The sequence below is a fragment of the Anaerococcus nagyae genome, assembly GCF_017874535.1.
Lineage (GTDB): Bacteria > Bacillota > Clostridia > Tissierellales > Peptoniphilaceae > Anaerococcus > Anaerococcus nagyae.
This window is the reverse complement of record NZ_JAGGLS010000008.1, coordinates 24,889-46,734: the sequence shown is the minus strand read 5'-3', so window position 1 is coordinate 46,734 and position 21,846 is coordinate 24,889. Positions and strand designations below refer to the sequence as shown.

At 30.0% G+C, this 21,846-nt stretch carries 20 protein-coding genes; 16 read left to right on the top strand and 4 right to left on the bottom strand.

The genetic code is table 11. From position 1 onward, the window contains the following. Positions 1-20 precede the first annotated feature (20 nt). The 11 genes from fba to J2Z39_RS06940 all read left to right on the top strand — a co-directional run bounded on the left by fba (position 21) and on the right by J2Z39_RS06940 (position 11,155). On the top strand, positions 21-884 hold the full coding sequence (fba, locus tag J2Z39_RS06990) for a class II fructose-1,6-bisphosphate aldolase (protein WP_117522216.1): 864 nt from the start codon (positions 21-23) through the stop codon (positions 882-884). A gap of 66 nt (positions 885-950) precedes the next feature. Beyond that, positions 951-2,255: a transcription termination factor Rho gene (gene rho / locus J2Z39_RS06985; RefSeq protein ID WP_209814490.1), complete on the top strand. Its 1,305-nt coding sequence runs from the start codon at positions 951-953 to the stop codon at positions 2,253-2,255. Positions 2,256-2,325: 70 nt separating this feature from the next. Further along, positions 2,326-2,529 (top strand): 50S ribosomal protein L31, encoded by a 204-nt coding sequence (gene rpmE / locus J2Z39_RS06980; protein ID WP_117522218.1) that lies wholly within the window; start codon positions 2,326-2,328, stop codon positions 2,527-2,529. 36 nt (positions 2,530-2,565) lie between these two features. After that, positions 2,566-3,360 carry a peptide chain release factor N(5)-glutamine methyltransferase gene (gene prmC, locus J2Z39_RS06975; RefSeq protein WP_209814488.1) on the top strand — a complete coding sequence of 265 codons (795 nt, stop codon included), beginning with the start codon at positions 2,566-2,568 and terminating at the stop codon, positions 3,358-3,360. 2 nt (positions 3,361-3,362) lie between these two features. After that, a complete protein-coding gene (gene prfA, locus J2Z39_RS06970; protein ID WP_117522220.1) occupies positions 3,363-4,433 on the top strand; it encodes a peptide chain release factor 1 in 1,071 nt (356 codons plus the stop codon). A 1-nt stretch (position 4,434) separates the two neighbouring features. Further along, positions 4,435-5,430 carry a cation diffusion facilitator family transporter gene (locus J2Z39_RS06965; RefSeq protein WP_209814486.1) on the top strand — a complete coding sequence of 332 codons (996 nt, stop codon included), beginning with the start codon at positions 4,435-4,437 and terminating at the stop codon, positions 5,428-5,430. Beyond that, a complete protein-coding gene (locus J2Z39_RS06960) occupies positions 5,411-6,448 on the top strand; it encodes an L-threonylcarbamoyladenylate synthase (RefSeq protein ID WP_209814484.1) in 1,038 nt (345 codons plus the stop codon). The genes J2Z39_RS06965 and J2Z39_RS06960 overlap by 20 nt, the downstream gene beginning before the upstream one ends. 8 nt (positions 6,449-6,456) lie before the next feature. Then, positions 6,457-7,089 carry a uracil phosphoribosyltransferase gene (gene upp / locus J2Z39_RS06955; protein ID WP_117522223.1) on the top strand — a complete coding sequence of 211 codons (633 nt, stop codon included), beginning with the start codon at positions 6,457-6,459 and terminating at the stop codon, positions 7,087-7,089. Between the two features lie 12 nt (positions 7,090-7,101). Next, on the top strand, positions 7,102-8,376 hold the full coding sequence (murA, locus tag J2Z39_RS06950) for a UDP-N-acetylglucosamine 1-carboxyvinyltransferase (RefSeq protein ID WP_117522224.1): 1,275 nt from the start codon (positions 7,102-7,104) through the stop codon (positions 8,374-8,376). A gap of 3 nt (positions 8,377-8,379) precedes the next feature. Next, positions 8,380-10,536, top strand: a complete 2,157-nt coding sequence (recD2, locus tag J2Z39_RS06945; protein ID WP_209814482.1) for an SF1B family DNA helicase RecD2 — start codon at positions 8,380-8,382, stop codon at positions 10,534-10,536. Continuing rightward, complete coding sequence (locus J2Z39_RS06940; RefSeq protein ID WP_117522226.1) at positions 10,529-11,155, top strand: ComF family protein; 627 nt, start codon at positions 10,529-10,531, stop codon at positions 11,153-11,155. The genes recD2 and J2Z39_RS06940 overlap by 8 nt, the downstream gene beginning before the upstream one ends. On the opposite strand, the gene J2Z39_RS06935 is transcribed toward J2Z39_RS06940, so the two are convergent. The 4 genes from J2Z39_RS06935 to J2Z39_RS06920 all read right to left on the bottom strand — a co-directional run bounded on the left by J2Z39_RS06935 (position 11,152) and on the right by J2Z39_RS06920 (position 14,774). Beyond that, positions 11,152-11,649, bottom strand: coding sequence for a hypothetical protein (locus J2Z39_RS06935; protein WP_117522227.1), 498 nt, complete (start codon positions 11,647-11,649; stop codon positions 11,152-11,154). The genes J2Z39_RS06940 and J2Z39_RS06935 overlap by 4 nt on opposite strands. Before the next feature lie 110 nt (positions 11,650-11,759). Further along, positions 11,760-13,145 (bottom strand): thioether cross-link-forming SCIFF peptide maturase, encoded by a 1,386-nt coding sequence (scfB, locus tag J2Z39_RS06930; RefSeq protein WP_117522228.1) that lies wholly within the window; start codon positions 13,143-13,145, stop codon positions 11,760-11,762. Between the two features lie 77 nt (positions 13,146-13,222). Further along, positions 13,223-13,372 carry a six-cysteine ranthipeptide SCIFF gene (scfA, locus tag J2Z39_RS06925; protein ID WP_117522229.1) on the bottom strand — a complete coding sequence of 50 codons (150 nt, stop codon included), beginning with the start codon at positions 13,370-13,372 and terminating at the stop codon, positions 13,223-13,225. Between the two features lie 73 nt (positions 13,373-13,445). Beyond that, positions 13,446-14,774, bottom strand: coding sequence for an aminotransferase class V-fold PLP-dependent enzyme (locus J2Z39_RS06920; RefSeq protein WP_209814481.1), 1,329 nt, complete (start codon positions 14,772-14,774; stop codon positions 13,446-13,448). Between the two features lie 88 nt (positions 14,775-14,862). On the opposite strand from J2Z39_RS06920, the gene J2Z39_RS06915 reads away from it, so the two are divergent. The 5 genes from J2Z39_RS06915 to nrdG all read left to right on the top strand — a co-directional run bounded on the left by J2Z39_RS06915 (position 14,863) and on the right by nrdG (position 21,829). Next, the gene (locus tag J2Z39_RS06915; RefSeq protein WP_117522231.1) at positions 14,863-15,381 is read left to right on the top strand and encodes an adenine phosphoribosyltransferase; all 519 of its coding nucleotides are present in this window, start codon (positions 14,863-14,865) and stop codon (positions 15,379-15,381) included. Positions 15,382-15,545: 164 nt separating this feature from the next. Next, positions 15,546-16,475 carry a DnaJ domain-containing protein gene (locus J2Z39_RS06910; protein ID WP_209814480.1) on the top strand — a complete coding sequence of 310 codons (930 nt, stop codon included), beginning with the start codon at positions 15,546-15,548 and terminating at the stop codon, positions 16,473-16,475. Between the two features lie 3 nt (positions 16,476-16,478). Next, complete coding sequence (gene clpB, locus J2Z39_RS06905; RefSeq protein WP_209814479.1) at positions 16,479-19,064, top strand: ATP-dependent chaperone ClpB; 2,586 nt, start codon at positions 16,479-16,481, stop codon at positions 19,062-19,064. 150 nt (positions 19,065-19,214) lie between these two features. Further along, positions 19,215-21,335: an anaerobic ribonucleoside-triphosphate reductase gene (nrdD, locus tag J2Z39_RS06900; RefSeq protein ID WP_209814478.1), complete on the top strand. Its 2,121-nt coding sequence runs from the start codon at positions 19,215-19,217 to the stop codon at positions 21,333-21,335. Beyond that, the gene (gene nrdG, locus J2Z39_RS06895; protein WP_209814477.1) at positions 21,332-21,829 is read left to right on the top strand and encodes an anaerobic ribonucleoside-triphosphate reductase activating protein; all 498 of its coding nucleotides are present in this window, start codon (positions 21,332-21,334) and stop codon (positions 21,827-21,829) included. The genes nrdD and nrdG overlap by 4 nt, the downstream gene beginning before the upstream one ends. Positions 21,830-21,846: the final 17 nt, after the last annotated feature.

The following is a 21,846-nucleotide window of genomic DNA, read 5'->3' as shown; positions in this document are numbered from 1 at the left end:
GAAATAAAAAGGAGTTTTTAATGTTAGTTAATGCAAAAGAAATGTTAGATAAAGCTTATGAAAATGGATATGCAATTGGACACTTTAATACAAATAACCTTGAATGGACAAAAGCAATTCTAGAAGCTGCAGAAGAAAAACAAACTGCGGTAATTATTGCGGCAAGTGAAGGTGCTAATAAATATATGGGTGGCTATAAAGTAGTAGCTGATTTAGTAAGAGACCTTCATGATTCGTTAGACATAACTGTTCCAGTAGCTATCCATCTAGACCATGGAACATACGAAGGTGCAAAAGCTTGTATAGAAGCTGGATATACATCCGTTATGTTCGATGGTTCAAGCTTACCACTTGAAGAAAATTTAGAAAAGACTAAAGAGATAGTAGAACTTGCACATGCTAAAGGCATTTCCGTTGAAGCTGAAGTAGGTGGCATTGGAGGATCAGAAGATGGTGTTACCAGTGCTGGCGAATTAGCAGATGTTGAAGAATGTAAACAATTAGCAAACTTAGGGATTGACTTCTTAGCAGCTGGAATTGGAAATATTCACGGAGTATATCCAGATGATTGGCAAGGATTAAGTTTTGATAGACTTGAAGAGATATCAGATGCAGTAAATATGCCAATAGTTCTTCACGGTGGTACTGGTATACCTGAAGATCAAATCAAAAAAGCTATATCTTCTGGTGTTTCAAAAATAAATGTAAATACAGAATGTCAATTAGCTTTTGCTAAGGCAACTAGAGAATATGTTGAAGCTGGCAAAGACAAAGAAGGTAAGGGATTTGATCCAAGAAAACTATTAGCACCAGGTACTGAAGCAATCAAAGAAACTATTTTCGAAAAAATAGAAATGTTTGGTTGTGAACGATCAGCTAATTAATAAAATTTTAAAATCAAGGGCCAGTTTGCTTTTGCCAATTGGTCCTTTCTTTAATTAAAGGATATTATGGAAAATTATGAAGAATATAAGGTAACTGAACTAAGAGAATTAGCTAAGGAATTAGAAATTTCAGCAGTTACAAAGTATAAAAAAGATGAGCTTATAAAATTAATAGAAGAAGCTCAAAAAGAAAAAGAAGAAGAAAAACAAGAAAAGCAAGATAATGATTTAGGAGCTAAGTTTGATTGTGAGGGAGTGTTGGAGATTCTCCCAGATGGCTTTGGATTTTTAAGAAGTGATCTTTATGAACAAGGTGATGATGATATTTACGTACCACCTAAACAAATTAAAATGTTTAGACTAAAAACTGGTGATTACATAAAAGGTATAGCTCGCGAAAAACATGATAAAGATAAATTTGCACCTTTAATATTTGTTTCAGATGTAAATGGTATAAAACCTGGGGAAGCTTTCAATAGAACTTCTTTTGAAGATCTAACTCCTATTTATCCTCAAGAAAGAATTAAGCTAGAGACTACAAGTGAGAATATTTCTGGTAGAATAATCGACATAATTTCACCAATTGGACGTGGACAAAGAGGATTAATTGTTTCTCAGCCTAAAGCTGGTAAAACTACATTAATTAAAAATATAGAAAGATCTATAGAAAAAAATTATGATGATATAAAAATATTTGTTCTTCTCATAGATGAAAGACCTGAAGAAGTTACAGATTTTATAAGATTTGTCAATGAGTACAGAGATCCAAATAATGACTATATGAGAACAGAAGTTGCTTCCTCAACATTTGATATGCCTCCACAAAATCATATAGAAATAGCTGAAATGATACTAGAAAGGGCAAAAAGATTTGTTGAGGACAAAAAAGATGTTGTTATTTTACTAGACTCTATTACCCGTCTTGCTCGTGCCTATAATATTATAACTCCTCAATCTGGTAGAACACTTTCTGGTGGTCTAGACCCTATGGCTTTGGTTGGTCCTAAACAATTTTTTGGGGCAGCTCGTAATATTGAAGATGGGGGATCACTAACTATTCTTTCTACAGCCTTAGTAGATACTGGATCTCGTATGGATGATCTCATTTTTGAAGAGTTTAAGGGTACAGGAAATATGGAAATACACTTAGACAGAAGACTATCAGATAGAAGAATATTCCCAGCAATTAATGTTGAAAAATCATCAACTAGACGTGAAGACTTACTCTTAAGTAAAAATGAACTTGAATCTATTTATAAAATTCGCAAATCTGATCTAGATAACACTGAATCTATTACTGAATTAATCGATATAATGAAGAAAACACCTTCAAATGAAAAATTTGTTGAAATTATCAACAAAACCCTTTAAAGTCTTGATTATATCTAAAAAAGATGGTATAATTAAAAATGCTTATTGAATGAGAAATAGAGGTGTTTAAATGAATAAAGAAATCCATCCAGAATACCACCAAGCAAAAGTTACATGTATTTCTTGTGGAAATGAATTTGAAGTAGGTTCTACTGAAGAAGAAATCAAAGTGGAAGTTTGCAGTAATTGCCATCCATTCTACTCTGGGAAACAAAGAACTGCTGAACGTGGTGGTAATGTTGAGAAATTTAACAGAAGATACGGTAGAAAATAATAAGGTTAGGAAACTAACCTTATTTTTGTGTATATAATGAAGATTAAGAATATAATTGATAAAAAAAATGAAGATTTAATAATAGCTTTAAGCTATGTATTAGAAAAACCAAAATCTTACATATTTTTGAATGCCAATAAAGACTTGAGTGAAGAAAACACTAAAAAAATTTTGGATATAGAAAATAAATTAAATGAAAATTATCCATTACAATATGCATTGGGAAAATGGGATTTTTATAATATAAATTTAATAGTTGATGAGAGAGCCTTGATTCCAAGATTTGAAACTGAAATTATAGTGGACTATTTAATAAAATCAAATTTTAACAAAGAATGTATATTAGATATAGGTGCTGGATCAGGTGCTATCAGCTTATCTTTAGCTTATAACCTAAAAAGTTCAAAAGTTTTAGGTGTAGATATAGAAGAAGCTGCTTTATCTTTAGCTAGAGATAACAAGAAAAAGCTTATAATAGATAATGTGAACTTTATAAAAAGTGATTTATTTGAGAATGTAGATCAAAAATTTGATATAATTATTTCAAATCCACCTTATATAAATAGAAATGATTATGAGAGCCTGGATAAAAAATTATATTATGAGCCAAAATCAGCTTTATATGGAGGGTATGATGGCTTATATTTTTACAGGGCTATTATTAAAGATGCTTCTCTTTATTTAAATGAAAAAGGACATTTGATTTTTGAAATTGGATATGATCAAAAGGAAGAAGTTAATAAGCTATTGATCAAATCTGATTTTAAAAATATTATTAATTTAAAGGATTTTAATGGCTTTGATAGATTTATCATTGCAGAGAAAGGATAAGTATGTTTGAAAATTTAGAGCATATAAGAGAAAATTATAAAGATTTGGAAATGAAACTAGCTGATCCAGAAGTATTATCGGATATGAACAAGTTTACAAAAATATCTCGTGAATATAATTCTCTTAAGCCAATTGTTGAAAAATATGAAGAGATTCTTAATGCTGAATCGACTATAGAAGAAAATCAAGAATTGATGAATGAAACAGATGATAGCGAAATGCTTGATATGCTTAAAGAAGAAATTTCTGAGTCAAAGAAAAACTTAGAAAAATATAATGAAGATATGAGAGTTTTATTAATACCAAAAGATCCTAATGATACAAAGGATGTTATTGTAGAAATTAGACCAGGAGCTGGTGGTGATGAAGCCGGACTTTTTGCAGGTGACCTTTATAGAATGTATAACATGTATGCAGATAAGGTTGGATTTAAAACAGAAGAAATTGAAGTTACCACTCAAGGCGTAGGAGGAATTAAAGAAGCTACCTTTGTTGTAAAAGGAGAAGGAGCTTATTCCAAATTAAAATATGAATCTGGGGTGCATAGAGTTCAACGTGTACCTGAAACAGAATCAGGCGGAAGAATCCATACTTCTACTGCAACTGTGGCTGTACTTCCAGAGGTTGATGATGTTGATATAACCATAGATCCAAATGATGTTAGAGTTGATGTTTATAGGTCTAGCGGAAATGGTGGACAATCTGTAAATACTACTGATTCCGCTGTTAGGCTAACTCATATTCCTACTGGCCTTGTTGTAACTTGTCAAGATGAAAAAAGTCAGATTAAAAATAAGGATAAGGCTATGAGAGTACTTAGAGCTCGCCTTTATGAACTTGAAGAAGAAAAAAGAAATAAAGAAATAGCAGATAATAGAAAGTCTCAAGTAGGTACAGGCGATAGAAGCGAGAGAATTAGAACTTATAATTTTCCTCAAGGTAGAATAACAGATCATAGAATTAATAAAACTATTTATCAACTAGAAGATTTTTTGAATGGTAATATCGATGAAATGATAAATTCACTTATAGCTGAAGATCAAACAAGAAAGCTTGAACAAATAGGAGAATAACTTGTTTAATTTCTTTGCAAGTAAATTTATAAAAGATTATAAAAATATTGAAAATCCATATACAAGATTAAAATTGATATCTTTGTCATCTACCATAGCTATTATAATTAATATAATTTTGGTTATATTTAAGCTTAGTGTAGGTTATGCATCAAATTCTTCTGCTATAGTAAATGATGGTTTTAATAATCTATCAGATACGGTTGTTTCTCTTATGGCTTTGTTTGGATCAAAGCTTAGCCAGAAACCAGCTGATAAAGAACATCCGTTTGGCCATGGACGCAGTGAAAGTATAATATCACTTTTGGTTGGTATATTAATTATGTATGTTGGAGCAAAACTTTTTATTAATGCTCTACATCACTATGCCCTAGAAGATCAAACTGAATTTAATTTGATTGCTATATTAGTACTAATACTAAGTATAGTGGCTAAATTTTATATTTATTTTTTAAATAAAAGACTTTACAATCAACTTGATTCTGATCTTAACTTTGGAGTTATGGTTGACGCAAGAAATGATATACTTGCAACTACAGGAATAATAATAGGTGCCATATTAGAAAGTAAATTTAATATACGTGTTGATGCTCTTATGGGGCTAATACTTGCTTGCTTTGTATTTAAGCCAGGATTGGATCTCTTTAAAGATTCTATAGAATATTTGATTGGTCAAAGAGTAGATCCTGAGATTGAAAAAAAGGTCGGTGATATCCTAATGGATAATAATTTTATAGTAGGTTACCATAATCTTCATATACACGAGTATGGAAAAGGACATTTGGATGGTTCAGTTGATGTTGAGATATCTCAAAATTTATCTTTATTAGTAGCACATCAACTTATAACAAATATCCAGAAAAAAGTAAAAGATAAGGTAGGTTTAAATTTAAGTATCCACTTGGACCCTACTTACACTATTTTAATTGACGAAGAAATTGATAAGCAAATAAAACAATTAGAAAAACAGGCGAAAAATGATTACGAAGATTTTTGATATAGACCAAAATAATATAGATGAAGATATATTAAAAGAAGCTGCTAGCTTAATTAAAAATGGAGAGTTAGTAGCTTTTCCTACAGAGACAGTGTATGGATTAGGAGCAGATGGTTTAAATCCAGAAGCAACAAAAAAAATATACCATGCAAAGGGGAGACCATCTGATAATCCACTCATCTTACATATTTCTAATAAAACTATGCTATATAATTTATCTGATAATGTAAATTATGAAGCTAAAAAGCTTATGGAATTGTGTTGGCCAGGACCTCTAACTATGATTTTAAAAAAATCATCTGTAGTGCCTGATACGGTTTCAGCAGGACTAGACACGGTTGCAATAAGAATGCCAAAAGATAAAATAGCTCTAAAGCTCATTGAATTATCAAATACACCAATTGCTGCACCAAGTGCTAATATATCAGGAAGACCGTCTCCAACTAGGGCTAGTGACGTTTTGGCTGATATGAGTGGAAGAATTCCTATGATTTTAGATGGCGGGGAGGCAGATATAGGTATAGAATCAACAGTTATAGATTTAAGTGAGAATATACCAACAATCCTAAGACCAGGTTATTATACTTATGAATATATAAGAACAATATTAGATAACGTAAAACTTGACGATGCCCTTATAGATGATAAAAGCATACCAAAATCTCCAGGACAAAAATATAAACATTACGCTCCTAAAGCAAAAGTTGAAGTTTATGTTGGAGATAAGGCTTATGAAAAATTATTAGAAAGGGCTAGTGAGTATAAAAATCAAGGATTAAAAGTTGGTATTTTAGCTTTTGAAGAGTCTATAGAAAAATTTAATGAGTATTATAACTTATCCTTAGGAAGCAAAAAAGATTTAACGGTCATGAGTCATGTCCTTTTTACAAACTTAAGAAAGATGGATGCAAATGCAGTTGATATCATCATTGCAGAAGGTGTAGAGGATATAAATTTGGGTAAGAGTATAATGAATAGAATGAAAAAATCAGCATCCGGGAATGTATATTACCTTTAGGAGGAATTATGACAGAAAATGTTCAAATTTTAGACCATCCAGTTATAAAACATAAAATTTCAATACTTAGAGATATAAATACAGGATCTAATGAGTTTAGATCAATTATAAAAGAAATATCTATAATTCTTGCTTATGAAGCGACCAAGGATTTAGATCTTGAAGAATATGAAATCCAAACACCAATTACTAAGACTACTGGATATAAGATATCTGGTAAGAAATTAGGAATAGTTCCTATTTTAAGAGCGGGTTTAGGAATGGTTGATGGTGTATTGGAAGTTTTACCAGCAGCAAAAATAGGTCATATAGGTATGTATAGAGATGAAGAAACTCTAATGCCTGTAGAATATTATTCTAAACTACCTAATGATGTAGAAAAAAGAGATATAATTGTAGTTGATCCAATGCTAGCTACAGGAGGATCTGCTTGTGATGCTATAGAAAATCTTAAGAAAAAAGGATGTAAAGAAATTAAACTATTAAGTATAATTGCAGCTCCTGAGGGAATAGAAAAATTAAGAGAAGAGCATCCAGATGTAAAAATTATAGTTGCCCAATTAGATGATGGTTTAAATGAAAATAGTTACATTGTACCAGGACTTGGTGATGCTGGAGATAGACTTTTTGGTACAAAATAAAGGATTGTTAAAATGAATAAAAAAGAATTACTAGTTATAAATGGGGCAGGTCCACTTTGCGGTGAGGTAAGCATATCAGGTGCTAAAAATTCAGCTTTGCCAATACTTGCAGCTTGTGTATTGGGTACAGAAGAAATAATTTTAGATGGAGTGCCAGCGTTAAAAGATGTTGAGATAATGATTGAAGTACTAAGGCATCTTGGAGCTAAAGTAGATTATCTCGATAAAGATACTGTTAAAATAGATTCATCTAATATAAATACTTGTGAAACTCCATATGAATTAATGGATAAAATGCGTGCTTCATTTGTTGTAATGGGTCCGCTATTATCAAGATTTAAAAAAGCTTATACAAAAGCTCCAGGTGGATGTAATATTGGTGCAAGACCTATAGATTTTCATCTTAAAGGATTTGAAGCCTTAGGTGCAACAAGTCGAGTTAATGATGAAGAAATAGCTATAGAGACTAATGGTGAATTAATAGGTAATGAGGTGTACCTTGATTTTCCATCAGTAGGTGCTACTCAAAATATAATGATGGCTGCAGTATTAGCAGATGGTGAAACTACAATTGAAAATGCTGCTAAGGAACCTGAAATCGTAGATCTTGCTTCATTTTTATCAAAGATGGGAGCTAAGATTAAAGGTGCTGGGACATCAACTATAGTTATTAAAGGCGTTGAAAAACTTACAGGGACACGTCATACTATTATTCCTGATAGAATAGAAGCAGCAAGCTACATGATTGCAGCAGCTATGACAAAAGGAAATGTAACAATTAATAATGTTATAGGAAGTCATATTAGACCTGTAATAGCAAAACTTATCGAAATGGGTGCTAATGTAGAAGAGTTGGAAGATGAAGATGTTATAAAAGTTAGTGTAGATAGTAAGCTAAAACCAACTAATATCCAAACTCTTCCATATCCAGGTTTTCCAACAGATGCACAAGCTCAATTCATGGCCTTAATGACAATCTGTGATGGAGAAAGTAAAATTCAAGAAACTGTTTTTGAAAATAGATTTATGCACGTTGAACAACTCAATAAAATGGGAGCAGCTATAGCTACTAGTGGCAATCGTGCGACCATAGTTGGCGTCGATAAGCTTCATGGGGCAGATGTAAAAGCAACTGATCTTAGAGCAGGAGCTGCTTTAGTCATTGCAGCTTTAGTTGCAGAAGGTGAAACTAGGATTTCAGATATATATCATATAGATCGTGGCTATAGTGATCTAGTAGAAAAATTTACAAAACTTGGAGCAAATATCAAGAGAGTAGAAATTTAAAAAATGAAGATAGAAGGCATAGTAACAAACATAGTATATAGGAATAAAGATAATGGATACAATATTATTGTTGTAGAAACTTCTGATTCTGATATCACCTGTGTTGGCACTATGCCTTTTTTTGATGAGGGAGATAATGTAGAAATTGATGGTGAGTTAGTATATCATGATAAGTATGGTGAACAAATTAATGTAAAAACCATAAAGCTTATCAATCCAAAAGGGAAGGATGCTATAATAAACTTTCTATCAAATTCTAATATTAAGGGTATAGGCAAAAGAACTGCGAAGCAAATTTATGAAAAATTTGGCGAAGATTCAATAGATATTGTCTATAATGAAGCCGATAAACTTAAAGTTATACCGGGAATCGGAGATAAAAAAATATTAGATATTAAAGAAACTAGCGAAGTTTCTAAAGACTCTAGAAATACTATGCTTTATTTACAATCTTTGAATATATCCTATAATCTTTCTATGAAAATTTGTAAGCTATATGGTGAAAACACTGTTGATATTATAAAATCTAACCCATATAAATTAGTGGATGATATTAGTGGTGTAGGTTTTGCTATGGCAGATAATATTGCTCGTAATATGCAAATGGAATCTAATTCTAAATTTAGAATTTCTGCAGGAATTAGCCACATACTAAATTACGAAGCAGAATTTAATGGACATACATCTTTAAAACTTCAATATTTAATAAATAAGGTTAGTTATTTAATTAAAGTTTCTGATAAAGAAATATGTAACACTATAAAAGAAGATTCTCTTGCTGGAAAGCTAGTTATAGTAGTTATTGATGATCAAGAGTATGTTTATAAGAGTTCTTTATATAAAGCTGAAAAATATGTAGCTATGGAGCTATCAAAAAAGAAAGATAGTGAGTATATATTTGAGGTTGATATAGATGAGGATTTATCTGCATTTTCCAAGGAGCAGCAATTAGCAATAAATGAAGCGTTTAAAAACATGCTTTTAGTAATAACTGGTGGACCTGGTACAGGTAAGACTACTATAATCAATGCTATTAAAAAGATTCTAAATAAAAATAACTTAAGTTATGTTATGCTTGCGCCAACAGGTAGAGCAGCCAAGAGAATACAAGAATCTACAAACGATGAGGCCTATACTATACACAGACTATTGGGCATTAAACCAGACGAGGCATTTGCAGAATATAACGAAGAAAATCCTATTGAGAAAGATTATATTATAGTTGATGAGATGAGTATGGTTGATATCTATCTTATGAAGTCTCTAATAAGCGCAATTGCTCCTACCACAGCTCTTATTTTGGTAGGAGATAGTAATCAACTGCCATCTGTAGGACCTGGAAATGTATTAAAAGATATAATAGAAACTGATATAAATACAATTAAGTTAAAAAAAATTTTTAGACAAGGATTAGAATCTAATATTATAGTTAATGCCCACAAAATTAATAATGGTGAATATCCAATATTAAATGAAGCAGGTAAAGATTTCTTTTTTATAGAAGCAAATAAAAATAACTTTGACAAAATACTCACTAATTTAGTAAATGAAAGACTTCCGAAATATTATGGACTAGATAAGGTCAAAGATATTCAAATTTTATGTCCTAGTAAAAAAACTCAATGGGGTTCAACTAATATAAATACAAATATTCAGCAAATAATAAATCCTGAAAATAAACTTATTAAAATAAATGATAAGAAATTTAGGATAAGCGATAAGGTTATGCAAATTAGAAATAATTATGATCTAGTGGTTGAAAATTCTTTATCCGATGCTGAAGGTGTATACAATGGTGATATAGGATTTATAATAGATATAGATAATGAAGAATATAGTCTTGAAGTAGAGTTTTATGATGGTTCTATTGTAAAATATAAAAAAGAAGATATAAAAGATTTGGATTTATCCTATGCTATCACAATTCATAAGTCACAAGGTTCGGAGTTTGAGGCAGTTATAATACCTATGATGCAGGTATCTCCTATGTTATTGACTAGAAACTTATTTTATACTGGTGTAACTCGTGCAAAAAAAATAGTAGTTTTGGTTGGAGAAAAGCGCATTATAAAACAAATGGTAGATAACAATACTTCAAACAAAAGATTTACAAATTTGTCTTATTGGATAAATGAAATGGAGACTATAATAGGTGATTAATTTATTATTCCTTGATAAAAATAAGTGTTATATGTGCAAAGAAGAAGAAATAGCTGCTCATTATCTATGTAAGAATTGTCTTAAAAAGTTAGATTATGTAGCTAATAAATTTAAGATTGAATCATATGATGCACATGCTGTATATTTTTATAATGCCTATATGAAAAAAATGATAGGAGATTATAAATTTAATAGGAATACCTCTTTATCTAAAGTATTCGCTAGTATTTTATATGATTATGGGATGGTGAATAATTTATTCTTATGTGATTATATTTTATCATCTCCTAGTAGCCAAAAAACTATAAATTATAGGGGATTTGACCATATAAAAATGATTACTGATTTATTTATTGATAAAACTAATTGTGAGCACCTTAAAGGTTTTTATAAAATAAAAAATACTAAAGCTCAGCATAAATTAGGAAAAGAGGATAGAGCTAGTAATCTTAATGGGGCATTTGTTTGCAATAAAGATTTAACTGAAAAAAGAGTTCTATTGATAGATGATTTAATTACTACTGGATTTACTGCTTTGGAAATAATTAAGTGTCTTGAAAAATCCAATGTAAAAGAGGTGGTAGTTTTATCTATCACCTCTGAACATAGGGTTTCTTAGTTTTTATCCTTTGGTTCTACTGTTTCTGTAGTTGTAGTATTTGGTGTTGTATCTGTAGTTTCAGTTTTGTCATTGTTAAAGGCGAATTTCCATAAAGCCCAAAGAAGAAGAACTATTAAAACCCAGAACCACCAGTTAGAATAGAATGGCTTCTTTTCTTCTACATTGTTAGTCTTTGTTTCACTAATATCTCGCTTATTATCAGTATGAGTTGTTGTTCCTTCTGTATTGACTCTCTTATAATCTGAAGTATCTACTTTTTCTTTGGTTTTATCTTTAGCATCATTAAAATCATTTTTTACATCAGACTTTACATTATTAAAGTCATCTTTTATGTGTTCATTTGTTTCTTTAAATCCTTCTTTTACATTTTCAGAAGTATTTTCAAAAGATTCCTTTATCTTTTCTCCATTTTTATCTAAATCTTTTTTTAAATTATCTGTATTTTTATTTGTATCATTACCAGCTTCGAATGTTCTTTTTTCGTCAGTCATTGTATTCCTCCATTTTTTCTTATATAATAAAAATACCCAATAACAAATATTTAACACATAAATGTTATTAGGTATCTTAATTTTATATAAAAAATTTTATATAAAAATTTTTAGGCTATAGATTCTTTTTTCTCAGATTCTTTCATGTACTCATAAATTTTAATAGCTATTGCCATTTCTATTCTTTTTTTAAATAACTTACAAGAATAATCATGAGTTTCATTTATATCACCATTAGCATTGTAATTATTTGCAGCACATCCTCCTGAACAATACATATTTGCCCAACAAGATTTACATTCTTCTTTAGAGTAACAATTACATTTCTTAAAATCTTCTATAATATCATCTCTAATTATTCCTTGGTTTATATCTCCAATAATAAAGTCATCATTACCTACAAACTGATGGCAAGGATAGAGTTCTCCACTTGGTGTAATAGCCATATATTCAGTTCCTGATCCGCAACCAGAGATTCTTTTGTGAGCACAAGGGCCGTTTTCTAAATCTATCATATAATGGTAGAAAATAAATTTGTTATTATTATCTATAGCATCTATCATCATATCGGCTAACTTTTCATATTCTTCAAAAAGAACAGGTAAATCTTCTTCTTTTAGAGCATAATCTGATTTAGAATTACCTACTACTGGTTCTAGTGAAGTTCTCTTAAATCCTAAGTCTAAATAAGTTTTAACATCTTTTGTAAAATCTAAATTATTTGCAGTATAGGTTCCTCTCATATAGTATTCTTTATCGCCACGTTTACTTACAAAGTTTTGAAACTTTGGTACTACAGTATCAAAAGAGCCTTTTCCTCCAATAGTTTTTCTAAATTCATCATGGATTTCACGCCTACCATCTAGAGATAGAACTACATTTTTCATATTTTCATTTAAATATTCTATTTTATCATCATCCAGGAGCATACCATTTGTTGTAAGAGTGAAATTGAAATGTTTATTATACTTTTCTTCTAAATTTCTAGCATAGTCGACAGTTTCTTTAACTACATCCCAATTCATAAGAGGCTCTCCACCAAAGAAGTCTACGTCTAAATTATAGTGATTACCAGAATTTTCAATTAAAAAATCTATGGCTTTTTTTGCAGTTTCAGTTGTCATTATAGCATCTGGACCGTGGTATTTACCTCCCTTTGCAAAGCAGTATTCACAAGATAAATTACAGGTATGAGCTACATTTAAGCAAATAGCTTTTACATTTGTAGGTCTATTTACAACGTCTATCGATAAATCAGCAAAATTATCACTTGTAAATAGCATTCCTTCATTTACCAAATCACAAACTTCTTTATAAGCTTCACCAAATTGATCATCTGTAAGATTATATGTAGTAAGTTTATTTTTTATGTCCTCTTTAGCATGATCTTCATATAAAGATATTATTTCATAAGTGATATCATCCACAGCATGGACTGATCCACTATAGGTATCTAAAACTATATTAAAGCCTTTGGCTTTATATTGATGTATCATATTTTCTCCTTGAAATTTATATTAAAATTATAGTAAAACACTAGGAAATATCAAAGAAAAAAATAAGGGTTAAACCCTTATTTATTCTTTTTGCTAACACATTCTTGGTTAGCTACTCCACAACTTGTTTTACAAGCTGATTGACAAGATGTTTGGCATTCACCGCATCCGCCGTCTTTTTTACTTTTGTGGAGATTTCTTGTATTAAGTGTTACAATTCTTTTCATATATATTCTCCTCATATATAAATATGTATGTATCTAATATACATTTTAATCTTAACAGTTATAGATTTATTTGTCAATTTATTACTCTTATATATTTATCAATGTTTAAAGAAACATTACTAGATTGAAGTTGATTAATGTTATCTATTATTCTATTGTCTATAAATTCGCCTGGAGTAATTAAAGGTATGCCAGGTGGATAGGCATATACAAAACAGGCTGATATCTTATCTAAGCTATTGGATAGGGTAACATTTTTACTATCCATTAGTATGGCCTCCGATATTTTAATAGCTTGCTTAGGAATTGTATAAGAAAACTTTACATCATTTTCTATTTTGTATATACTCTTGTCAATGCTAATTAGAGCTTCTTTTAATCTTTCAAATCCTTTTTTACTATCAAAGATTGTTGAAATTAGTAGGCAATAATTTGGATAAGCCATTTCTATTTCAATTTTTTCTTTTCTAAGAAGATTTTGTAAGATTATTCCGTTAATATTTGTATTTTTTGTTGAAATTAAAATTTTGGATTTATCTTTAATTATATTATCTATTAATTTTAAATTTTTTAATTCTAATGAATATAAGTCATTTAAATTTTTATTTAAATCTTTATACAAAATTGAGAATTTATCAAAATTTTCTATCATTTCATCTATAGATTGCATTATTACATAAGATGGAGAGGATGTTTGAAATATAGCCATATTTCGTCTTATTTCTTTTGCTAAAGACTTATTATTTATTAGTACACCAGCTGAGGGAGTTAAACCCGATAAATTCTTGTGAAATGATGTAATAGCTATATCAAAAGCAGTACTATAAAAATCTTCTAAAATAAAATGTGAGCCATGAGCTAAGTCCACTACTAATGGAGTATTGTTTTTCTTGCACCATTCATAGATTTTATCTAAATCTAAAACGTAACCTTCATAAGACGGTGAGGTTATTAAAACAGCAGCATAACAATTATTATTTAACTTTTTTTCTAAGCCTGCATAGTCTATATTAATTACAGCGTTTATTTCATTTGTGACAATATCTATATAATCAACGTCAAGATTAAATACTTCAATTGCATTATATACAGCTTTATGGCAACTTCTCTGTATTAGTACTTTTTTATTTTTGTAAGTTAATGAGCGAATGCTAGCCAATATACCACAAGTTGAACCATTTGTTGATATTATAGATTCATTTACATTATAAATATTAGATAGACTTAATTCTAAATCATGTAGAATTTCTTTTGGATTATTTAAATTATCAAAGCCATCTATTTCAGTAATATCCCTTTTATAAGGTAAATCATTTCGTAATATTGAGCTCCTTTTTGCTCCAGGCATGTGAAAGGGGTAATAATCTTTTTTTAAATATTTATCTAACTTTTCATTTAGCATATAAAACTCCTATTCTTTATACGAGTATAATATTATTATATCAGAATAGATGTTATTATTTAGGGTATAATTTATTTGGAGGATTATAATGGATATTAAATCAACAATTAGAGTTATAGAAGGCTACCCAATTGAAGGTATATCTTTCAAGGATATTACTACTTTATTAAAAAATAAAGAAGCATTTGAAGAGTCATTAGATTTACTTGAAAAAGAAATAAAAGACTTAGACTTCGATTATATAGTAGGTATAGAATCTAGAGGTTTTATATTTGGAGCTCCTCTTGCTGATAGATTAAATAAAGGATTTATACCAATAAGAAAGCCAGGAAAGCTTCCAGGAGAAATTGAGAAAATTTCTTATGACCTAGAATATGGTGAAAATGAATTGGAGATGCATAAGGATGCCTTAAATCCTGGAGAGAAGGTTGTGATAGTAGATGACCTAATAGCAACAGGTGGATCTGCAAAGGCTGCTGCTAACTTAATTGAAAGTCTTGGTGCAGAAGTTGCTGCCTTTGAATTTTTAATAGAACTAGAAGATTTAAATGGTAGAGATGTTTTAAACGATTATAAAGTAATATCTGTAGTCAAATATGACCATTAATTGAGGCCTTCTTTTGAAGGCTTTAATTAATTATTTTGTTTTTATTAATATAATTAAGCTTAATATAAAAATTATACATTCGAGCTTGAATATATACATAAGCATAGTATAATTTAATTAAGGTCAGAGATGGTCAAATTATAATCTAAAATGGTGGAGGTAGTATGAAATATAGAGATTATTATGAAGTATTAGGAGTAGATAAAAAAGCAAGTGATGCTGATATAAAAAAAGCTTATAGAAAACTTGCTAAGAAATATCACCCAGACCTTCATCCAGATGATAAAGATGCAGCAGATAAATTCAGCGAAATAAGTGAAGCTTACGAAGTTTTATCAGACCCTAAAAAACGTAAAAAATATGATAAGTTTGGAAAGAATGCCAACTTTACGGGAGGACAAAACTTCGATCCTAGTGACTTTGGATTTGATTTTGGAAACTTTGGTGGAGGATCTTATACTTATACAAGTGGCAGTGATAGCGGATTTTCAGACTTTTTTGATAGTTTATTTGGAGGATTTGGAAAATCTACCTACAATAGAGGATCTTCTCGTAAGTTTTCAAATGCATCAACTAAAAACTTTAATGCAAAGAAAAAATCAACCTTGGATGCAAGGATAGAAATTACTATAAATGAAGCCCTTAATGGTACTAAAAAAAATGTAGCTATAAAACATAAAGATACTACAAGTAATGTTGAGATTAAAGTACCAGCAGGAATTAAGAATAATAATAAAATAAAAATTGATGGTTCAAAATATGGAATTAATGCATATATTTTAGCTAAAGTTATTATAAAAGACGAAGAAAATAGAAGGTTAGATGGAATTGATATTATTCAAGAAGAAAAAATCACACCTTGGAAAGCATATTTTGGAACTAAAATAAAAGTAGATACACTAAATGGGAGCTTAATGGTTAATGTTCCAGAAAAAATTAATTCTGGACAAAAAATTAGACTTAAAGGATACGGTTATAAAGATAGAAAAGGAAATAAAGGAGACTTGCTTCTTGAAATTATAATAGATAATCCAATAGAATTGTCCGATGAAGCAATTAAGTTATATCAACAATTAGATGAAATAGGAGGGTAGTTTATGGACTATAATAAATTTACACAAAAATCAGCAGAAGCTATCAATGATGCTAATAATATTGCTATTAAAAATAGTAATCCCGAAGTAAATGAAATACATTTAAATTATGCTCTCATAGAAGATTTTAATTCCATAGTTTCTCAAGTAATTAAAACTATGGGGGTAGATTATGATGCATATAAGAATGAAATAAAAGATCTTATGGAAAGACTTCCTCAAGCTAGTGGTGGATCAAATATATATCCAACTCAGACTTTCACTAGAATTCTTTTAAAAAGTGAAGATGAAGCAAATGCTATGGGGGATAGCTTTGTATCAGTAGAACATATATTCTCAGCCTTACTTAATGAAAAAACACAAGTAAGTGACGTAAATAAAAGTTACGGCTTAAAGTATAAAGAATTTAAAAGTTCTATCGATAAGGTCAGGAAAGGTCAAAAAGTAACTACAGATAATCCAGAAGAAACAAATAATCCCCTAGAAAAATTTGGTAGAGATCTTACTCAAGAAGCAAGAGAAGGAAAAATTGATCCTGTAATAGGTCGTGATAGTGAAATTAGAAATGCACTTAGAATTTTGTCTCGCCGTAAGAAAAATAACCCAGTATTAATCGGTAATCCTGGTGTAGGTAAAACTGCAATAGTAGAAGGTCTTGCCCAAAGGATAGTAAATAATGATGTGCCAGAACCACTTCAAGGTAGAACTATCTTTTCTTTAGATATGGGATCATTAGTAGCCGGAGCAAAATACCGTGGCCAATTTGAAGAAAGACTTAAATCAGTATTAGAAGAAGTTCAAAATTCTGATGGACAGATTATTATGTTTATTGATGAAATCCATACTTTAGTAGGGGCTGGTAAATCAGAAGGGGCTATGGATGCTTCAAATATTATGAAACCAATGCTTGCTCGTGGAGAGATCAAAGTTATAGGTGCTACAACTTTAAACGAATATAGAGAATATATAGAAAAAGATGGTGCGCTTGAAAGACGATTCCAAAAGGTAATGGTAAATGAGCCAAGTATCGAGGATACTATTAGTATTCTTAGAGGAATCAAAGATAAGTATGAAATATTTCATGGTATTAGGATTCAAGATAGTGCGGTAATAGCAGCTGCAGAGTTATCTGATAGATACATCACAGATAGATTTTTACCAGATAAGGCAATAGATCTAATGGATGAGGCTTGTGCAACAGTTCGTACAGAAATTGATACTATGCCAACTTATCTTGATGAACAAAAGAGAAAGCTTCTTCAATTACAAATTGAAATTACTGCTCTTAAAAAAGAAGAGGATGAATCATCTAAGAAAAGACTTGCTATTCTTGAAAAAGAATTGGCTGATTTATCTGAAAAATATGACGAAGATTTTCTAAAATGGAAAGAACAAAAATCTTCTATTGATGATGTAAAAAAAATAAAAGAAGAAATAGATAAGGTCAATGTAGAGATAGATCAAGCTGAACGTAATTATGATTTTGAAAAATTATCCGAATTGCGTTATGGAACTTTACCAGCATTAGAAGAAAAGCTTAAAAAAGCAAGTGAACTTTCTCAAAATGATAATGCTGATTCTATAAAAGAACAAGTTACAGATGAAGATGTGGCAGATGTAGTAAGTAATTGGACAGGTATACCAGTTTCTAAACTTGTAGAAAGTGAAAGAAGCAAAATTCTTCATCTACCAGAAAAACTTCACGAAAGAGTAATAGGACAAGATCAAGCAGTAGAATCTGTTTCAGATGCAATTATTAGAGCTAGATCTGGTCTTAAAGATCAATCTAAACCAATCGGTTCATTCATATTCTTAGGCCCTACAGGAGTGGGAAAGACAGAGCTTGCAAAGGCTTTATCTGAAGCTATGTTTGATGATGAAAATCACATGATAAGAATTGATATGAGTGAGTATATGGAAAAATATTCTGTATCTAGACTTATAGGAGCAGCACCAGGATATGTAGGATATGAAGAAGGTGGACAACTTACAGAAGCAGTTCGCCGCATGCCATATTCTGTAATCTTATTTGATGAAATAGAAAAAGCTCATCCAGATGTATTTAATATATTGTTACAAGTTTTAGATGATGGTAGGCTTACAGATAGTATGGGTAGGACAGTTGACTTTAAAAATACTATTATAATAATGACTTCAAATATAGGATCAAGTTATCTTTTAGATGGATTAAAAGATGATGGTTCTATTGATGAGGAAAATAAAAACTTAGTAGAAGAATCACTTAGAGCTTCATTTAAGCCTGAGTTTTTAAATAGGATCGACGATATAGTAATGTTTAGTCCGCTTACAAGTGAACAAGTATACAATATTATTGATTTACAAGTAGAAGATATTAAAAAAAGACTTAAAGATCTGGATATAGGGCTTGAAATTACTCCAGCAGCTAAGGAGTATATATTAGCTAATTCTTATGATGTAGAATTTGGTGCTAGACCAGTAAAAAGATATTTACAAACAAATGTTGAAACAAAACTTGGTAAACTTATTATTGAAGGAAAGATAGGGGCCAAAGATACAGCTATTTTAGATGTTGATAGTGAAAAAAAATTAACTTTTAAGAAAAATTAATTAATTTAAGTTTATAAGGATGTTCTATGGTCTAAATAGCAACATCCTTATTTTATTCCTGGTTTTTTGCTGTAATATACTATATATAGTATATTATTTACTTACAGAACTATATATGGTATACTACTTTAAAAGTAGGAGGCTTATAAAATGACAACGGTATTAAAAAGAGATGGAAAAAAAGTTGATTTTAATAAAGAAAAGATAAGTTCTGCTATTCTAAAGGCTATGAATTCACCAAGCGGCATATATGTAAAAGGTCAGCCAGAAGAGATAGCATTTATAATAAAAGAAAAGTTTGAGAGTAAAGATGAAATATCTATATATGAGATAGAAGAAGCAGTCTATTATGAATTAATTAGCAAAAATAATCCAGCGACTGCTAGAGCCTATGAATCATATAAATCTATACAAGCTTACAAAAGAGAACAAAATACCTCTGATAAAGATATATTAGGCTTACTGAATCAAACAAATATTGACGTTATGGATGAAAATTCAAATAAAAATCCTTTGATAGCATCCACTCAAAGAGATTTAATAGCAGGAGAAGTAGCAAAAGACATAGCAAAAAGAAAATTAATTCCTGCTCATTTAGTAGAAGCTCATGAATCAGGAGCAATACATATTCATGATCTAGATTATCTTATCCAACCTATTTTTAATTGTTGCCTAGTAGATATGAAAAATATGTTAGACAATGGCACGGTTGTTAACGGAAAGTTAATAGAAAGTCCAAAGTCATTTCAAGTGGCTTGCAATGTTATGACTCAAATAATAGCACAAATTGCATCTAATCAATACGGAGGTCAATCTATTAATATATCTTGCTTAAGCCCTTATCTTAAAAAGTCTTATGATAAAAATTTAAGACTTTGTAAGCAAACCTTAGCTGATGAAAAATCTGCTTTAGATATGGCTAAGGCAATGACTAAAAAAGATTTAGAATCAGGTATTCAAACCATTCAATATCAAATAAATACACTAATGACTAGTAATGGACAGGCACCATTTGTAACTCTTTTTATGCATACAGATGAAAAAGATCCTTATCTAAATGAGACTGTGAAAATTATAGAAGAAATTTTAAAACAAAGAATACAAGGAATTAAAAACGAAGCAGGAGTATATGTTACTCCAGCGTTTCCGAAATTAATATATGTACTAGATGAAAATAACGTAATAGAAGATAGTAAATTTTATTATCTTACAAAACTTGCTGGAAAGTGTACAGCAAAAAGAATGTATCCAGACTATATTTCAGCTGAGAAAATGAGAGAAAATTACGAAGGTAATATTTTTTCTCCAATGGGATGTAGGGCATTTTTACCTCCATACAAAGATGAAGACGGTAATTATAAATTTGATGGAAGATTTAATATGGGAGTATGCACTATAAATCTTCCACAAATTGGAATTCTTGCTAAAAATGATGAAGAAAAATTCTTTAAAATTCTAGAAAAAAGGTTAGAACTTGTAAAAGAGGTTGGTCTTTTAAGATACGAACACTTAGCAAAAGTAACAAGTGATTCTTCTCCAATACATTTTCAACATGGAGCGATAGCAAGGCTTCCTAAGCATACACCTATAAAAACACTTTTGGAAAATGGTTATGCTACTGTAACAATAGGCTATATAGGAATTTATGAAGCTAGCATACTAGTTACTGGTAAATCTCATACAAGACCAGAGGGAAAGGCTTTTGCACTTAAAATTATGGAGCTATTAAATGAAAAGAAAGAAGAATGGAGCAAAGAGTATGATATAGCTTTTGCTGTTTATGGAACACCTGCAGAAAGCCTAACTCACAGATTTGCAAGCATAGATAAAAAAAGATTTGGTGAAATTAAAGATGTTACAGATAAGGGTTATTACACGAATTCATTCCATGTAGATGTTAGAGAAGAAATATCTGTTTTTGAAAAATTTGATTTTGAATCAGAATTTCAATCGTTATCAACTGGTGGATGTATTTCTTATGCAGAAATACCAAATATGACAAATAATATAGAAGCTATTTTAACAATGATAAAATATATTTATGATCATATTCAATATGCAGAATTTAACACCAAGTCGGATTATTGTAGTAAATGTGGATTTGATGGTGAAATTTTATTAAATGATGGAAATGAATGGTATTGCCCTAATTGTGGAAATAAGGATAAGAGCACTCTTACAGTTGTAAGAAGAACTTGTGGATATTTAGGAGAAAATTTCTGGAACGAAGGACGAACAAAAGAAATCAAAGCCAGGGTTTTACACATATGAATTATGGACAAATTAGAAAATATGATATAGCTAATGGTCCTGGTATAAGAACAAGTATATTTGTTACTGGTTGTCATATTAATTGTAAAAATTGTTTTAATAAAGATTATCAAGATCCTAACTTTGGAAATATATGGACAAAATCGACAACAAATGAAGTTATATCATATTTAAATGATCCGAATGTAGCAGGACTTACAGTCCTAGGTGGTGAGCCGTTTGAGCATGCAGCAGACTTATATAAGATAGTAGATGAAATAAAGAATCAAATAGATAAGTCTATATGGATATACTCTGGTTTTATATTTGAAGATTTATTAAAAAATGAAGATTCAAAAAAGCTTTTAACCTTAATTGATATTTTAGTAGATGGACCATTTATAGAAGAAAAAAAAGATTTGACTTTAACTTTTAGAGGATCTAGTAATCAAAGAATTATTGATGTTCAAAATAGCATAAAATCAAATCAAGTTATTTTATATAATGGGTATTAATACTATATATATCTTAA

What these genes read in the sequence shown, in the direction of transcription:
- murA (WP_117522224.1), top strand. Translation starts at nt 7,102, where the DNA reads ATGAATAAAAAAGAATTACTAGTTATAAATGGGGCAGGTCCACTTTGC.
- clpB (WP_209814479.1), top strand. Translation starts at nt 16,479, where the DNA reads ATGGACTATAATAAATTTACACAAAAATCAGCAGAAGCTATCAATGAT.
- scfA (WP_117522229.1), bottom strand. Translation starts at nt 13,372, where the DNA reads ATGAAAAGAATTGTAACACTTAATACAAGAAATCTCCACAAAAGTAAA.
- J2Z39_RS06910 (WP_209814480.1), top strand. Translation starts at nt 15,546, where the DNA reads ATGAAATATAGAGATTATTATGAAGTATTAGGAGTAGATAAAAAAGCA.
- nrdG (WP_209814477.1), top strand. Translation starts at nt 21,332, where the DNA reads ATGAATTATGGACAAATTAGAAAATATGATATAGCTAATGGTCCTGGT.
- J2Z39_RS06915 (WP_117522231.1), top strand. Translation starts at nt 14,863, where the DNA reads ATGGATATTAAATCAACAATTAGAGTTATAGAAGGCTACCCAATTGAA.
- rpmE (WP_117522218.1), top strand. Translation starts at nt 2,326, where the DNA reads ATGAATAAAGAAATCCATCCAGAATACCACCAAGCAAAAGTTACATGT.
- upp (WP_117522223.1), top strand. Translation starts at nt 6,457, where the DNA reads ATGACAGAAAATGTTCAAATTTTAGACCATCCAGTTATAAAACATAAA.
- prfA (WP_117522220.1), top strand. Translation starts at nt 3,363, where the DNA reads ATGTTTGAAAATTTAGAGCATATAAGAGAAAATTATAAAGATTTGGAA.
- J2Z39_RS06935 (WP_117522227.1), bottom strand. Translation starts at nt 11,649, where the DNA reads ATGACTGACGAAAAAAGAACATTCGAAGCTGGTAATGATACAAATAAA.
- nrdD (WP_209814478.1), top strand. Translation starts at nt 19,215, where the DNA reads ATGACAACGGTATTAAAAAGAGATGGAAAAAAAGTTGATTTTAATAAA.
- fba (WP_117522216.1), top strand. Translation starts at nt 21, where the DNA reads ATGTTAGTTAATGCAAAAGAAATGTTAGATAAAGCTTATGAAAATGGA.
- rho (WP_209814490.1), top strand. Translation starts at nt 951, where the DNA reads ATGGAAAATTATGAAGAATATAAGGTAACTGAACTAAGAGAATTAGCT.
- recD2 (WP_209814482.1), top strand. Translation starts at nt 8,380, where the DNA reads ATGAAGATAGAAGGCATAGTAACAAACATAGTATATAGGAATAAAGAT.
- J2Z39_RS06920 (WP_209814481.1), bottom strand. Translation starts at nt 14,774, where the DNA reads ATGCTAAATGAAAAGTTAGATAAATATTTAAAAAAAGATTATTACCCC.
- scfB (WP_117522228.1), bottom strand. Translation starts at nt 13,145, where the DNA reads ATGATACATCAATATAAAGCCAAAGGCTTTAATATAGTTTTAGATACC.
- prmC (WP_209814488.1), top strand. Translation starts at nt 2,566, where the DNA reads ATGAAGATTAAGAATATAATTGATAAAAAAAATGAAGATTTAATAATA.
- J2Z39_RS06960 (WP_209814484.1), top strand. Translation starts at nt 5,411, where the DNA reads ATGATTACGAAGATTTTTGATATAGACCAAAATAATATAGATGAAGAT.